This window comes from Bacillus sp. Xin1, assembly GCF_013314535.1.
Taxonomy (GTDB): Bacteria; Bacillota; Bacilli; order Bacillales; family Bacillaceae_G; genus Bacillus_A.
The window spans coordinates 1-15,925 of sequence record NZ_JABUAE010000019.1; the positions used below are offsets into that span (position 1 = coordinate 1).

At 33.6% G+C, this 15,925-nt stretch carries 13 protein-coding genes, 3 pseudogenes and 2 other annotated features; of the genes and pseudogenes, 4 read left to right on the forward strand and 12 right to left on the reverse strand.

The window, feature by feature from the left end; genetic code table 11:
• Positions 1 to 308: 308 nt before the first annotated feature.
• Positions 309 to 818: a GNAT family N-acetyltransferase gene (locus tag HRG09_RS16595; protein WP_174102016.1), complete on the reverse strand. Its 510-nt coding sequence runs from the start codon at positions 816 to 818 to the stop codon at positions 309 to 311.
• A 182-nt stretch (positions 819 to 1,000) separates the two neighbouring features.
• Here HRG09_RS16595 and HRG09_RS16600 point away from each other — a divergent pair, with 182 nt between their 5' ends.
• Positions 1,001 to 1,576 (forward strand): histidine phosphatase family protein, encoded by a 576-nt coding sequence (locus HRG09_RS16600; RefSeq protein WP_174102017.1) that lies wholly within the window; start codon positions 1,001 to 1,003, stop codon positions 1,574 to 1,576.
• Positions 1,577 to 1,741: 165 nt separating this feature from the next.
• Here HRG09_RS16600 and HRG09_RS16605 read toward each other — a convergent pair whose 3' ends face one another.
• The 4 genes and pseudogenes from HRG09_RS16605 to HRG09_RS16615 form a co-directional block, all read right to left on the reverse strand.
• A complete protein-coding gene (locus HRG09_RS16605; protein WP_174102018.1) occupies positions 1,742 to 2,215 on the reverse strand; it encodes a GNAT family N-acetyltransferase in 474 nt (157 codons plus the stop codon).
• 43 nt (positions 2,216 to 2,258) lie between these two features.
• Positions 2,259 to 2,912 carry a type A chloramphenicol O-acetyltransferase gene (gene catA, locus HRG09_RS16610; protein ID WP_174102019.1) on the reverse strand — a complete coding sequence of 218 codons (654 nt, stop codon included), beginning with the start codon at positions 2,910 to 2,912 and terminating at the stop codon, positions 2,259 to 2,261.
• A gap of 118 nt (positions 2,913 to 3,030) precedes the next feature.
• Positions 3,031 to 3,162: pseudogene (locus tag HRG09_RS28995) on the reverse strand (histidine phosphatase family protein); the annotation flags it as partial.
• Between the two features lie 459 nt (positions 3,163 to 3,621).
• Positions 3,622 to 4,497 (reverse strand): DMT family transporter, encoded by an 876-nt coding sequence (locus HRG09_RS16615; protein ID WP_174102020.1) that lies wholly within the window; start codon positions 4,495 to 4,497, stop codon positions 3,622 to 3,624.
• A gap of 167 nt (positions 4,498 to 4,664) precedes the next feature.
• Here HRG09_RS16615 and HRG09_RS16620 point away from each other — a divergent pair, with 167 nt between their 5' ends.
• A complete protein-coding gene (locus tag HRG09_RS16620) occupies positions 4,665 to 5,225 on the forward strand; it encodes a helix-turn-helix domain-containing protein (protein WP_174102021.1) in 561 nt (186 codons plus the stop codon).
• A gap of 268 nt (positions 5,226 to 5,493) precedes the next feature.
• Here HRG09_RS16620 and HRG09_RS16625 read toward each other — a convergent pair whose 3' ends face one another.
• Positions 5,494 to 5,862 (reverse strand): hypothetical protein, encoded by a 369-nt coding sequence (locus tag HRG09_RS16625; protein ID WP_174102022.1) that lies wholly within the window; start codon positions 5,860 to 5,862, stop codon positions 5,494 to 5,496.
• A 379-nt stretch (positions 5,863 to 6,241) separates the two neighbouring features.
• Positions 6,242 to 6,511 (reverse strand): annotated as a pseudogene (locus tag HRG09_RS16630) (MMPL family transporter); the annotation flags it as partial.
• A gap of 145 nt (positions 6,512 to 6,656) precedes the next feature.
• On the opposite strand from HRG09_RS16630, the gene HRG09_RS16635 reads away from it, so the two are divergent.
• Together HRG09_RS16635 and HRG09_RS16640 are read left to right on the forward strand one after the other, a co-directional pair.
• Positions 6,657 to 7,394 carry a ZIP family metal transporter gene (locus HRG09_RS16635; RefSeq protein WP_174102023.1) on the forward strand — a complete coding sequence of 246 codons (738 nt, stop codon included), beginning with the start codon at positions 6,657 to 6,659 and terminating at the stop codon, positions 7,392 to 7,394.
• Between the two features lie 78 nt (positions 7,395 to 7,472).
• Positions 7,473 to 9,173 (forward strand): pyruvate oxidase, encoded by a 1,701-nt coding sequence (locus HRG09_RS16640; protein WP_174102024.1) that lies wholly within the window; start codon positions 7,473 to 7,475, stop codon positions 9,171 to 9,173.
• Positions 9,174 to 9,890: 717 nt separating this feature from the next.
• Here HRG09_RS16640 and thrS read toward each other — a convergent pair.
• The 5 genes and pseudogenes from thrS to HRG09_RS16665 form a co-directional block, all read right to left on the reverse strand.
• Positions 9,891 to 11,816, reverse strand: a pseudogene (thrS, locus tag HRG09_RS16645) (threonine--tRNA ligase).
• Positions 11,817 to 11,861: 45 nt separating this feature from the next.
• Positions 11,862 to 12,090 (reverse strand) — a binding site (T-box leader).
• 36 nt (positions 12,091 to 12,126) lie between these two features.
• Positions 12,127 to 12,355, reverse strand: a binding site (T-box leader).
• A 131-nt stretch (positions 12,356 to 12,486) separates the two neighbouring features.
• Entirely contained in the window at positions 12,487 to 13,194 is a 708-nt protein-coding gene (gene rluF, locus HRG09_RS16650) for a 23S rRNA pseudouridine(2604) synthase RluF (RefSeq protein ID WP_042983665.1), read from the reverse strand.
• Between the two features lie 280 nt (positions 13,195 to 13,474).
• Entirely contained in the window at positions 13,475 to 14,095 is a 621-nt protein-coding gene (locus tag HRG09_RS16655; RefSeq protein ID WP_174102025.1) for a DUF4937 domain-containing protein, read from the reverse strand.
• Between the two features lie 14 nt (positions 14,096 to 14,109).
• The gene (locus HRG09_RS16660; protein ID WP_174102026.1) at positions 14,110 to 14,994 is read right to left on the reverse strand and encodes a PhzF family phenazine biosynthesis protein; all 885 of its coding nucleotides are present in this window, start codon (positions 14,992 to 14,994) and stop codon (positions 14,110 to 14,112) included.
• Between the two features lie 52 nt (positions 14,995 to 15,046).
• Entirely contained in the window at positions 15,047 to 15,874 is an 828-nt protein-coding gene (locus HRG09_RS16665) for a nucleotidyltransferase (RefSeq protein WP_174102027.1), read from the reverse strand.
• Positions 15,875 to 15,925: the final 51 nt, after the last annotated feature.

The window sequence follows — 15,925 nt, forward strand, 5'->3', positions numbered from 1 at the left end:
GAAGGATCATTTCCTAAGTCTCTTTATAAGATGATACGAAAACATCCGTATAGCTTCCTTGCTAATAACTGATAATGCAGCGGAAATTCTCTATTGTTGAATCTTTATGCCCAGAATTCCTTTTTAAAATACAATATTCTTTTTACAATTATTATTAATTTATATAAACGGTCTTACCTTAACAATCTCACCATAACAAAAAAGCATGACAATTTTATATCATACTTTTTGTTTTTTATTATACAACTTCTTTATAGATTCCGTAACTACACTATAAATTCTACACTTTTCTTAAAATCATCCAGCTTTTAATTATGTACAATTGAACCATTTGGTCGAAAGCGACTCATCATAATTTCATCAATAAACTTACCGCGAGCTTTTAAACTTCTCCTTTTTATCCCTTCTTCTCTAAATCCAAATTTTTCATATAATGCTTTTGCCCCAGGATTTATTTCCAAAACACCAAGTTCTATCCTCTCTAGCATTAACCAATTGTCTGCAAGATCCAACATTTTCGTCAGCAGAGCTTTTCCAATCCCTTTATTATGACATTCACTATCTACACCAATGAATAAATCTCCCGAATGTGCTCTTCGTCCTTGTCCTTGCGTTAAACCAACAAATCCAATAACTTTTCCATCATACTCCGCCACAAATTCAAATTGATTCGGTGCTAAATTTCTAATTCTATTTTCCATTGCATCCACCCGCATACTAGGTAAGAAAACCATATAAGGTAACACTTCATTTTGTATACATATACGATGAATCGCTCTAGCATCTTGTATTTCTACTGCTCGAATTGTAACTTCCATCATAATCCCCCCATTTCCCAACTCATACATCTTAAAGATTCCTTACTACGGCGCAAAATTCCTACTTGAAGTTGTTTTTTGTCTCATGTCCACATAATTAATCCCATAGAATGACAACATTTTTTTCCTGAATTGTTATATAATTGTTGAGATAAATCTATTATTTATTAGGGGGATACAAAATGACAACACTAGGCATCATTCGCCATGGCAGCACACATTGGAATAAAGAAGGTAGAGCGCAAGGAAATTCTAATATCCCACTTGATCAAGACGGATTCAATGATGCTTATAAACTAGCAGAACGTTTAGCTACAGAAAATTGGGATTTAATTTACTCTAGTGATTTACTAAGAGCAAAGCAAACTGCCAAAACAATAGGAAAAAACATTAAAAATATAGAAATCCATTTTGATCCTAGACTTCGTGAAGCAGGTGGTGGTCAAATTGAGGGAACAACTGAAGAAGAACGAATTTCAAAATGGGGAAAGGATTGGAGAGAGCTCGATTTAGGAATCGAAAGTACCGATAGTGTCATAGCCAGAGCTATACCTTTTATTGAAGAAATTACATATAAATACCCTAACAAAAATATCTTAATCGTTAGTCATGGCGCATTTATTAAGCATCTTCTTAAAGAACTAGTACCGCATTTGAGCATGAATGATTCTCCAAAGAATACATCCATTACTAAAATTAGAAAGCTAGAGAACGGATGGGATTCAGAATTATATAATTGCACGGTGCATTTAGACTAAAAAACAAATATGAGATACCAACTATTTATATAGTGCTTAAATCTTTTCCTATTATCCCGTAAGAAATCTCATATTTACTTGGCTGAAATAGGCTGAAGTATATTAATCTAATTTAATTTTTCATATAGAAAACGAGCTGTTTAATTATTTACTTGTCTTGTTGTTTTAGTCTAATGCTTTTTTCATGTGATAATTCATCAGAGTAACACCTTTACGTTCTATATCTTGTACACAAACTATACTGTAACCACGTCGCTGAAAAAAAGGTTTAGCAGTAATACTTGCATTTGTATTGATTTCTTGTAACTTTAACTTTCTAGCTTTGGCTTCAATTTTATTAATTAAAGCCAAAGCTATTCCTTTTCCTTGATAATTTTTATGAACATAAAGTCGATCGAGATAGCCTTTATGTGTCATATCACTAAAGCCCACAATCGTATCATTTATTTTGGCCACATACGTGATATTTTGAATGAAAGACTCTCTCCAAATTTCAATCTTATTGCATTTCTCTTCTTTAGGAGCCCACACATCTAATTGGATTTTTGAATAATCTTTTGCATTCACTGAATGAACTGTCTCATAGAACAAATTAATAATCTCTTCAGCGTCTTGTTTATTGAATTCTATAATTTTCATACATATTAGCCCCTCTTACAAACTAACTTTTCTGTAAACACCCTCATTCATAAAGCCAATCATGACAATTATTAACTAATTCTTGCAGCTCTTCTATAAACATACTAGCATGATATCCATCACAAACAGCATGATGAGCTTGTAACGAGATCGGTAAGAATATTTTATTTTCTTGATTAAAATATTTTCCACCTGTAATGATAGGTAATAAGAAATTATTATCATTATTTATATTTAAATTAAAGCTCGTGAAACTAACCCAAGGGATACTAGATATAGGAAAAGAATTTGGTGGAATATTTTCTTTTGTGAAAAACCCTTTAACATCACCATATTGCTTTCTATCATCTTGATAATTTTGATAAAAAATACTGAATTCGTTAGAAAACTCGGTCCATATACTCGAAAAAGATTTCGTATCATTATGAAATATTGTATAACTAGGTATCATTTTATCCCAGTACCCTAAAACATCTTCATTGTTAAAGCAAGTCCGAAATTCTTTATGGGCATTGACTGTCCTACTGACCATATAAATAAAAGCAGGATATAGTTTTATTTCTTTTTTGCGAAGTTGTTTCAATAACTTCGTAATGTCTATATTAGCCGTCACGCTAAATGTACATTTTAGCTTTAAATAATGTTCAAAATATAGTTTTCTGCCCCAATTTTCTCTGTCAATTATATGAAATTTCATCTCATTAGCCTCCTAAAATTATGCTTTTTATTTTAGAAGGCTAATTTTCTTGTTTTCACCAAATGATTCACCTCTTCATGAAGCTTTGTAAAACATAAAGTCTAGCATCTCTTACCTACTATACAATATACTTAAATTTATATACCTTATATTCTCCATTATTGGATGAAAACCTTAAAATATTTCTGTCTTTTGGTATCCTCTGAAAATAAGCACCTATACAGCCAGTTGTACATCTGTGTCCCGATATTGAACTACCCCCACCTACCTCTACAAGAGCTTGAGGTGGGGGATTCTCGTCTCTGTCCTCACAAAAACAGTTCCTCTCGTTCAACAAAGGGGATACAACGATATAGAGTTCGGTAGTGTCTGTATGGAATGTAAGACGACCTATTCTATCTTCCGACGAAAGGCAAACAAAATAGGTACAACTACTTTTTCTTATATCGAGGCCAGAACACTCTGTCATGCATTCAGTTCCTAGACTTGTTATCTGCTCTGGTAATAAGCGTAAAAATCTGGGACAAAGTGCTCTTTTTTATCATATAAATAGTTTTACTAGTTTTTTCTTTTCACTTTCAAACAAGTGTAACCGTTCGATTTGTAAGACTTCTGTCGGCTGATCTACATCTTATTGATTTCCTATTTATAATTTTAACATTATCACCCAATTGGTAATAATTACAATCAATCAAAATCCTATAATTCATTATTTCTTTGGTTGTAGCAGAAATATAGCCAGACCAATTAAGATGAGTACAATACCTATACCTTGTTGTAAAGAAATGACTTCATTCAAAATGTAATATGCAAGGATACACGTTCCGATTGTCTCTCCTAATATACTCATTGAAATCACTGAAGTACTTAGCCATTTCAACAACCAATTGAAAATGGTTTGCCCTAAAATCGTTGCAATCAGTGCTAATCCAATAAATGACCACCATGTTTGCGCAGAATAATTGAAGAAGGATGTTTTTTGACTGTAGGTAAATATCCCTAAAAACAAACTACTACTCCCATAACTAATAACTGAATATGGAACAAGAGATAGCTTTTTACGAACATGTTGACCTACGAAGAAATAAGCAGTTATGATGCCAGCAGCAATAAAAGCTAATATGTCGCCAAATAAAGCCTGACCACTAATTTGAAAATCTTTCCACCCAATAACTATACTTCCAACAACCGCTATAAGACAACCTACTACAGCACCTTTACTGAATCTTTCTTTAAATAGAAAATAGCTTCCAATCATCGAAAACAGTGGCTGTAATGTAACGATAACCGTTGAACTTGCTACAGAAGTGTAATGTAGTGATTCAAACCACAAAACATAATGTGCTGCTAGAAATATACCCGATAATAATCCGAGTCCCCATTGTTTTTTTGACAACGAATATAATTCATTTCGATTCTTTTTACTGATTAATAAAAATGGTACAAGCATGATTGTTGCAAAAAATAATCGATAAAATGCTACGATTGCCGCCGGTGCATCTGCTAACTTTACAAAGATTGCTGAAGTTGACAAAGCAAATACACCAAAAAATAAAATTGCGTAAGAAAGAATTGGTGATTTCAATTTTATATCCTCCGATACTTTGTTTATAATAATAAAATATATATATTATAATGTACAAGAGTAAGTATAAAACGATTCTGTAATGAAATACAGTACGAATTGCTTATGTTCAGTATGTCAGCACAAAAGGATTAAAACATACATTATGATGGAAAGGAGTTTTTATCATGATCAACCATCGCCTTGGCCAAACCGTATTAAGCTATCGTAAGAAAAACAATATGACAATTCGTGAGTTTGCCGATTATGCAGGAATCAGTACTTCGCTTATTAGCCAAATTGAAAGAGGACAAGCGAATCCTTCATTAAGTGTACTAGAATTAATCGCCAAAGCATTAAATGTACCATTGTTTACACTTTTCATTAATGATATTGATACGGATTCACTCATTTCGAGAAAAAAAGACCGTAAGAAAGTATATCGTGAAAATAACGATCATATTGTCTATGATGTGTTAACACCAGATTTCATGAAAGCACGTATTGAACTCTTAATGATGGACTTAAATGCACATGCAATCACTACGGAAAGCCATTATTCACACGAAGATAAAGAAGAAATCGCTGTTGTCATGAAAGGACAAGCGTATGTTGAACTAGAAGGAACTGAATATTTTTTAGACGAAGGTGATGTAGTGCGTATTCCGCCAAATGTGAAACACCGATTTTCAAACAAAAGTGGTGAAACAAATCATATTTTATTTGTATTAACGCCATCTTTAGCTTAAACAACTAAAGATCTCTATTCTTATTTTCAATATGTAAAAAAGATATAACAAATAATAATATCTTTTTTTAAACAAACACATACATTTCATTGCAAAAAACAAAAAAGATTCCTTGAATTTAAAAGGAATCTTTTTTGATAACGTGATAATACAGTTATTTAATTTTTCACTGCACCTAAAAAAAACAAAAATAAAGTCGTTAAAATCTAAGTGTTATTGCGCAATCGCCACTTTAGGTGAATAAGAAAATATAGGAGTTGAGGATGTTTCATTTACTTTTTATAAAAAAAACCAGTGCAGAGTCAACATTTTTTAACCACCGATATTCCAGACCATTTATTCCACCTTTTACCCATACATCTCCCTGCTTCTCCTTTTCAATCTTTCGATACCAAGTAATATTTGATCCAACTACTTGAGGCTCATTATCTAATTCCTTCTTCTTTAGAAAGGTAATTTGCTTTTGTTCTCCTAATTTTATATTAATTACATATAACATTGTAAACATAGTTGGAACTGATCCCTCTTTCCACTCCTTGTTTTCTTTTGCACGAGCAACAATCACTTTATCTGGAAAGAGCCATTCCAAAGCAAGGTCAACATATCCTTTAGGTGTGTATTCCTTTCGTTTGTTCAAGGTAGGAATGTCAGTAAGAGTTATTATTTTATAGGAGTGATCCCGATGAAGCACTTCATGGTAATTTTCATCTCTATTTTAATATCAAATATGATTTCCGACCTAATATATTTCCAGATCAATCTAAATTATAATTTGTTTATTGATAAATTTGATTTCTTATTGTTCATATTGAATTTTGGAATTTATTTAAGCGTCTTTTTACCAATATACTTTCTTTTAAATAAACTTCTATTAAAAGAATATAAGTGACTTTAATAATAATTTTCTCAAGTTATTTACTAGCAGTGTTTTCTCCTCCTGCTAGTAAATACGTAATTTCCAATAAAAAACCAAGGGAAACTCACTTACCCTTGGTTTTTTCACCTTCAATATGTTATCATGCATCTAATTTTTGTGATTGTTCTTCCTTCTTCCATAGCTTACCTGGCCAGAAAGCAAAACGTCCTAGAACAACGGTAATAGCAAGTACAAGAAGAGGTCGTACAATAAAAGTATCCAGCAGTACACCTATTGCTGTAACAATACCAAATTGAACAAGCACTTAAATTGGTAAAGTAGCTAAAACAGCAAACGTTCCTGCTAAGATTAAGCCTGCTAATGTAATCACACTCCCCGTTTGAATTACCCCATTTCTGACTGCTTCAAGGTTACTCAACAATAGTTTCTTTTTACAACAAATAAATAGATATCTTTTTTCACTTTCTCTAGAATTACTTCCTAATAATGTGGACTAATCTCTTTCCTATCACAGTAAGCTGAAAATGAAGGTTACAAAAATGGAGTGTGATAATATGGAACGGTTATGGATCCCGATGATCGTTACGTTTTTTTCATTTGGTGGGTTATTATTAGGCAGCGCTGTTGGCCTTGCCACACGTCAACTGATTGAAGAAAAAATGCACTGTTTATACGCGCTATGTGGCGGCATCTTATTTGGGTTATTATCATTAGAAATCATTCCAGAAACTTTTTCGAGCTATGAAATCATTGGTCCTATGCTCGGAATTACTCTTGGTATATTAATTATGGGTTTACTAGATAGTTATTGCCATCACCCTATCATACATAAAAAAGACAAGCAAACATGGCAAACTTTTTTATTTCTTTCCTTCGCCATTTTTATTCACAACATGCCAAGTGGGTTTGCATTAGGGGCTGCCTTTACAAGTCATAACGAAACTGCAATTACGTTCTTATTTGCGATTGTTATACACCATATTCCAGAAGGATTAGCTTTAATCATTCCTTTTCTCTTTACACAATATAAATATATTTCATTTCTATTAACAATTTTGCTATTATCAATTATCCTCGGCACTGGTACACTCTTTGGAATGATGATGAACGGGAAAGCAATTCACTTACAAGGACTAGTAATGGGGAGTGCAATCGGTTCTTTAGGATATGTGACAATACATGAGATGTTATGGAAAGCAAAAAAACACCTTTCTCCTTTCCCCTTCCTTTCTTGGTCTCTTAGTGGATTTTTACTCATAACCGTTTTTACTCTTTTCGCTAACCATCATTAAAATAAGGACTTACTTTTTGTATATTTTTCCTATTTATCCAAAACATAATAGTATCTCAATGCACAAGGAGGATCTATTATGTTTCGTAAAACAGCAGGTGAAACCCTTGTTGATTTGCTTATCGAATGGGGTGTTGATCACATTTACGGCATGCCTGGGGATTCAATCAATTCTATTATTGAACCGCTTCGAAAAAAACAAGACAAAATTAAATTCATTCAAGTTCGCCACGAAGAAGCTGGTGCTTTAGCGGCCGCTTCCTATGCAAAATTAACCGGTAAACTCGGTGTTTGTATGGCGATTGCTGGACCTGGGGCGATTCATTTATTAAATGGATTATATGACGCGAAACTAGATCAAGCACCCGTTCTTGCAATTACAGGGCAAGTGGAATCAGATTTACTCGGAACTGGATTCTTCCAAGAAATAAACTTAGAAAGAATGTTTGATGATGTGGCTGTTTATAATCAACGAATTATGTCAGCTGAACAACTCCCTGCAGTTGTAAACCAAGCCATTCGTATGGCGTATACAAAGAAAGGTGTATCTGTTCTTACTATACCAGATGATATTCCGAAGTTTGAAGTGGAAGCTGGTGCGCGTATAACAAGTTCTTCTTTTACATTACCCGACCTCTTCCCGCAAGAAGAGGATCTAAAGCTGGCAAAACTAGCACTAAATGAAGCGAAAAAACCTGTTATTTTAGCTGGAAAAGGAGCAAAACATGCGAAAGAATCTTTACTTGCATTTGCAGAACATATTGGCGCTCCAATCGTTTTAACACTTCCGGCAAAAGGGATTATTCCAGATGAACATCCTCTTTGTATAGGCGGATTAGGGTTAATTGGGACAAAACCGTCTTACGAAGCAATGAAGCATGCAGATACATTAATCATGGTCGGTACTTCTTATCCTTTCACTGGCTTTTTACCTGAAAAAGCAAAGACACTTCATATTGATACAGATCCTGCGCAAATCGGAAAGCGTTATGCGACAGATATCGGCCTAGCTGGTGATGCAGATAAAACATTAAAGTGGTTTTTAGCAAATGTAGAAAAGCATCAAGATCATTCATTCCTAGAGCATCATCAAGAACTAATGAAAAAATGGGAAGAAAAATTGCATAATCAAGAAGAGGACTCTTCTACACCAATTAAACCACAAAGGGTTATGCATGCCCTGCAGCATGTCGCGCACGATGATGCCATTTTATCAGTAGATGTGGGGAATGTTACAGTATGGGCTGCTCGTCATTTTCGGATGACAAATCAACAATTCATCATCTCTAGTTGGCTCGCTACACTCGGATGTGGTCTACCTGGGGCAATTGCCGGGCAACTTGCTTATCCAGATAAACAAGTCTTTGCAATTTGCGGTGATGGTGGATTTGGGATGACGATGAATGATTTTGTTACTGCCGTTAAATATAAATTACCAATTATCGTTGTTGTCTTAAATAACAATAAAATCGCTATGATTAAATTCGAACAAGAAGTAATGGGAAATGTTGAATTTGGTACAGACTTAACAAACCCTAATTTTGCGAAATATGCCGAAATATGCGGCGGAGTGGGTTACCGTGTTGAACATATCGATGAATTACTTCCTGCTTTTGAAAATGCAGTTAAGCAAGATAAACCTTGCATTATTGATGTAGTGGTAGATGTAAATGAAGCACCGATGCCTGCCAAAATTACATTTGGGCAAGCAGCAGGTTATACGAAACATATGTTAAAAGAGTTATTTGAAGAAGGAAAACTTGATTTACCACCTTTGTAAAATTGAAAAAAGATAGCTGAAAACAGATTGTTCTCATCTATCTTTTTTATTTAGATACTTTTTGATGGAAAGAAAAATCTTTTCTTGCACTTTTCATCTGTTTTTCAACTTCGTTCTTGCAAAATTCTCTCGACAAAATAGAATTTTTATACCGAAAAACTTGATACCATTTTGTCCAATCATACCTTCTGTCTTCCAAATAATATATATGGACAAAAATACAAGGAGAGGGACATATGGCTGATTAAATCAAAAAAACATTTTGCATCTGTTGCAATGATAAGAGTGATTCGTGTGATGAATATTACTGTGATTGCAAATGTGATTGTTAGATTAACTCACCAAAAGGATCCTTATAAAGAATTCTTTTGCTTTTCCCCATTATCATCTAATCATTCACATTTATTCTTCATTTCTTAACAAAATTCAAATTTAGTATTAATTCATGCATTTTCATAACTCTATTCTAACTTCCAAGACCCATCCCCTTTCTTCCACTGTCTCTTCACCTTGCCAACATAAGAAGGACTACAATCATACATAATACTGATACCTCTTGTATATTTAATTCACGAACTCGATTCGGAGCAAATCCAAAAGGAGTCTTTTTTCTCCTGCCTCCTCAATGACGACCTTCTCATAAAGCCAACAATCATATGTAACTTCAAAAAACACACCACTTCATATCAAGTGGTGTACTCTTACATGTTTAGTTAATTATCTAGATTTTTTATGATAAATTTCCTCCTGTATACCTTTTATAAATGTAGATAGCGAAACCACTTCAGATTTTTCTTCACCATACTTGCGTACATTTACCGCTCCATTCTCCATTTCTTTATCTCCTATAACAAGAACGTATGGTATCTTTTGAATCTGAGCTTCTCTTATTTTATAACCTAGTTTTTCACTACGAACATCTCGTTCGACGCGAAGACCAACGCTCTGTAACTTTTCTTCAATTTCTTTTGTATATTGTTCATGCACTAGAGTAGAAACAGGAATTACCTTTACTTGAACCGGAGCTAACCATGTTGGGAATGCTCCTCCAAAATGTTCAATTAATATTCCTAAAAAGCGATCAAAAGAACCTAATACAGCTCGGTGAATTACAACTGGTCTTCTTTTCTCATTTCTCTCATCAATATAATTCAAGTCAAATTTCTCTGGCATTTGGAAATCAAGCTGAACTGTTCCGCATTGATGGCTTCTTTGTAAAGCATCTTTAATGTGAAAATCGATTTTTGGTCCGTAAAATGCGCCATCTCCTTCATTTACTCTATAATTATAATCTAATGATTTCAGCACATTCTCGAGAGATGATTCAGCTTGATTCCATAGCTCATCATCACCCATTGAGTCTTCAGGTCTTGTTGAAAGCTCAACTTCGTATTCAAAACCAAATGTTCTATAGACATAGTCAATTTGTTTTAACACTGACTTTATTTCACTTTCTATTTGTTCAGGAGTCACAAATAAATGTGCATCATCCTGACAGAATGTACGAACTCTTAGTAGTCCGTTCAATGCACCGCTGAATTCGTGACGATGTACTTGACCAAATTCACACATTCGAATTGGTAAATCACGGTATGAACGTAGTTTATTTTTAAATATCAACATATGTCCAGGACAATTCATCGGTTTTAATGCGAAGCTTTTATTGTCTACCTCTTAGAAATACATATTATCTTTATAATGATCCCAGTGCCCCGATTCTTCCCACAATCCTTGATTCATCATTAAAGGAGTACGAACTTCTTGATAATCATATTTTTGTTGTATCTCTCTTAAAAAAGACTCTAATTCATTACGAATGATTTGTCCTTTCGGTAAATAAAAAGGCATTCCTGGTGCTTCTTCCGAGAACATGAATAATTCAAGTTCGTTTCCGAGTTTACGATGATTTCTCTTTGCTGCCTCTTCTACAAACTGCAAATAGCTTTCTAATTCTTTTTGCGAAGAAAACGCAACGCCGTATATGCGCTGAAGTACTTGATTATTACTATCTCCACGCCAATATGCACCGGAAACATGAGTTAATTGAAATGCTTTCAAATAGCCAGTTGACGGTAAATGTGGACCACGACACAAATCAATAAATTCTCCTTGTTTATAAATTGTAACAACTTCCTCTTCAGGAATCGCTTCTAAAAGTTCCAATTTCAAATGATCATTTACATTTTGAAAAAGCTCCTCTGCTTCTTTTCTAGTAATTTCAACTCTCTCTATTTTCAAATTTCCGTTCACAATATTCTGCATTTCTTTTTCGAGTTTAGGTAAATCTTCAACACCTATACTGCTTGAAAGATCCATATCATAATAAAATCCATTTTCAATAACAGGTCCTACACCAAATTTCACATCACCATATATTCTCTTAACAGCTTGAGCTAATATATGTGCAGCGGTATGTCTTGCAACTTCTATTCCTTCCTCTGAATCAAGAGTTATAATTTGAATTTCTGCATCTTCTTCAATATTTCGGTGTAAATCAAGTAATTGGTCATTTACCTTTCCGGCTACTGCTTTCTTTTTTAAACTAGTACTAATTGAATTTGCAATTTCTTCTAGAGTAATACCTTTTACAAAATCTTTAGCACTACCATCTGGAAAAATAATTTCAATCATCTGTTCTCTCATTTTTATCGCTCCATTTCATAATAAAAAAGCACACTCATCCCTAATAATAGGGACGAGCGTGCTTTTACCCGTGGTTCCACCCAGATTCCCATCATACATCATTGTACAATGGCTTCTTTTGCGGTAACGTCGCTTACACGGCACTAGATACTTTGATTTTCCCCAGTGCAGCTCTAAGGTGGTAAGTTATTTCCCTGCGTTAGGAAGTTCTCAGCATTTCTTCCCTCTCTGTACAACCGTTTAAAATAACTCGTGTCCTTTTCTTCGCTTATTATAAAATTAAAAATAAAAAAGCATACTCATCCCTAATAAAAGGGACGAATATGCTTATATTCGTGGTTCCACCCAGATTCCCATCATACATCATCGTACAATGGCTTCTTTTGCGGTAACGTCGCTTACACGGCACTAGATACTTTGATTTTCCCCAGTACAGCTCTAAGGTGGTAAGTTATTTCCCTGCGTTGGGAAGTTCTCAGCATTTCTTCCCTCTCTGTACAACCGTTAAAAATAACTCGTGTCCTTTTCTTTGCTTTTATAATAAATCCATTAATTGTTATTTAATATATCTTATTCCTTTTATTTTTGCAAGTGTCAAAAAAAATTTTTGTTCAATAAAAAAAGGGAAACCAAAAACAATTTTCATGCTTTTTGATTTCCCCTATCTTTTTTACCAATCTTGTGGTTCATAGTTTAAGTCTGCAAATAATCTTTTTTTCTCTTTCTTCGTTAAATCTCTCCACTGTCCAACTGGTAAATTATTCAACTGGATATTCATAATTCGCGTACGTTTTAATGTGTAAACTTGATAACCTAAAGCTTCACACATACGACGAATTTGGCGATTCAATCCTTGTGTTAAAATAATTTGAAACTCATATTTTGATAACTGTGTTACTTCACAAGGAAGTGTTTTTGTACCTAAAATTTTAACACCCGCTGCCATTTGTTTTAAAAATTCAGGTGTAATCGGTTTATCTACTGAAACAATATATTCTTTTTCATGTTTATTTTCAGCACGTAAAATTTCATTAATAATATCGCCATCATTCGTTAACAAAATTAAACCGTCTGAATCTTTATCAAGACGTCCAACGTGATGAATTCGTAAAGGATGATTCACTAAATCGATAATGTTTCCTTTAACTGCCTTTTCACTTGTACATGTAATACCTACTGGTTTATTTAAAGCGATATACACATGGTCTCGAGCAATTCTAAGTTGCTCTCCATTTACTCGCACATCATCACCTGGTTGTACTTGGTCACCTATTTTTGCAACCTTTCCGTTAATAATTACTCTTCTTTCATTAATTAACTTATCTGCTCCACGTCTAGATGCTTTTCCAGATTCACTAATAAATTTATTAATTCGCAAGTTGGCACATCCTTTTCTTTAAAAATTTCAAGCTCACACTGCTTCTACCGTACAATACAAAAGGGTAAGCCTCCTATTATAACTTAAATATAGTAACATGAAAGGGTATATGGCGTCTTCTATAAATTTTATGTTTAAAAGAAAAGAATTCGTCTTATTGAACTACATTCCAATAATACATTCACTGCACGCCCTCTACTTTCAAACTAACAATTCATACAACCATAACTACTAAAATCATTTATCCTAGATATACATCATTTATTCACTTTTTTTATAATTAATATACAGACCATTCTTTTATACACGCAACTTGCTTTCCATTTATATTTTCAACATCCTCCGTTACATTAGCTAACTCATATAACCCAGGAAAAACTTCTTTCACATAACGCTGATGTGACATTTCATTTTCCCAAAAAGAAAGGACGACATAGCGATTAGCGTTTTTAAGAGATCTTCCCACAACGCCTCCTAACATTCCTTCTGATTTTTCCATTCCTTTATTCCAAATTGTTTCTTGTATATGTAAAAAGTTCTCTTTCCTGCCTCTTTTCACATCACAAACTGCTGCTCTGACAAATGGAGTTTTTGCAAGTACATTCGTAAATGGAGTAACTTTTATATCAAATAACGTTTGAAATAACTCTATTTCACAAGATACATACGTATCCTTTTGATTGTTATTATAAAAAATTGGATCATGCATTTCATTCATAAATTTTTGATATGTATTCATGTTTTCCCATACAGTAAATACACAGGCCTCACCTTCATGCCAGCCTCCAAATTGTCCATGAAATCCCTCTAGATTTTGTAAAACTCTCCATTTCTCTTGCGCCCCTGAAAACAAACCCTTTTTCTCTTTTTCTACCTGACAAAATATCGTTTTTAATAACATGCTGCTCCCCCCTACTATATATTCCATATCCCTTTTGCGATGCTTGTTACTTCTCCACCTACAAAAACATCAATTACATCTTCTATTTCTTCTGCTCGAATATGTAATAATGAAGGTCGATTTATCTCATATCCTTGTTCAACACGCAAACTTATTTTCTTTTTGTAAAAATACCGATTTTTTATTAAATATGCTGCTAAACATCCATTAGAGCTACCAGTTGCTGCATCTTCCGGAATACCATAGTACTCTGCAAAATCACGGACATTCAGATCATTTACTTCTTCATATGTTTCAGAGGTAAATACCATAATTCCTTTTGCCTCTCTCTTTTCGATTAGCTTAAAATATTTTTCCTTATTGATTTGAACTTCTTTTACAGCAGCTAGTGATTTTAACGGCACAAGAATAACTGGTAAACCTGTTGATACTTCTTGAATTGGATATCGAAGATCTATTTGAGAAATATCAATATTTAGTACTTCTGCAATCGTATCTCTATCTAATTCCCTTCCAAATCTAGGTTCATTTTGATGCATCCATACTACATTTTTTTCATCATGAAAAGTAACCTGTATAGAACCACCTTGAAAACGTAACAGAATATCTTTAATCGTATCATTTTGAAGAATTTCTTTTCTAAGTACAAAAGCAGTTCCTAATGCAGGATGCCCAGCAAAAGGTATTTCTTCATTTGGTGTAAAAATGCGTACATCATACCCTTCATTCTTCTGTTCTTTTGAGAGAATAAACGTTGTTTCAGCATAGTTTATTTCCTTTGCTATTAACTGCATTTCCTTACTTGAAATTTGATGAGCATCTACAAATACTGCAAGTTGATTACCTGTATACTTCCCCTGTGAAAAGACATCAACAATGTAAAAATCCATCTTTCTCATTTCTCCTTACCTATAACTAAAAAAATGGAACCCTTTTGTTTACATAATAAAATTATGTTTTGTTTCGTTCCCTATTATTTAAATAATGATCCACTTCTTTTAACATCCAACCTCCAAAATTATCTAAAAACGCTAAATTTTCTATTATGTCATCTATAGGATCAACTGCATATTGCAGTGCTTTCCTCATATTTTGTTCTTGCTCTGGATAATGCTTACTGAACAACTCATACGCTGGATAAAGGTCTCTAGAATAAAGTCCTTCTTTATCAATTGTTAATGCTAATCCTGCTCTAACTACTATCTTCATAATCCAGCGACAACAATCGGTTATATCATCACTGCCTTTATTATGAATTAACTCTCCACAAGCTTGTTCGATTTGTGACTGTAAATGTATAAGATGTTCACGAGCTAATTCTTGACTTACTTTATATTTAGGTAGCTGTGGCCTTATATCTTCACCGAATAGACATACTCCATGTGTTTGAATCATAAAACTTATAAACGAAAAACGACTGGAATGTAATACTTCTTCAACATCATAAAAACTCAATTCCACACCAGATATACAACCAAATTTCCGAAGCAATTGTTGCTCTATATTTTCACTCCATTCCAAATCTATTTCTTCAGGCGCTTTTCGAACTAATATAATCGTATCTATATCTGCAATCCCCTCTATTCCAATCCCTCTTGGAACAGATCCTCTTATATAAATGCTATGAAGGTCATCCTGCAGCAAATGAAAACATATATCCTTTACTTGTTGTATAACTTTCAAAAAGACTGGCTGAATATTATTGATATGTGAATCATTAATAATGTATCCCGTATCATCCACAGGACAAAAACGACCTATTTTCTTAATAGTTGACAACTAATCAGCTCATTTCTATATAAAGTATTATGTACAAATTGATTATAAAAC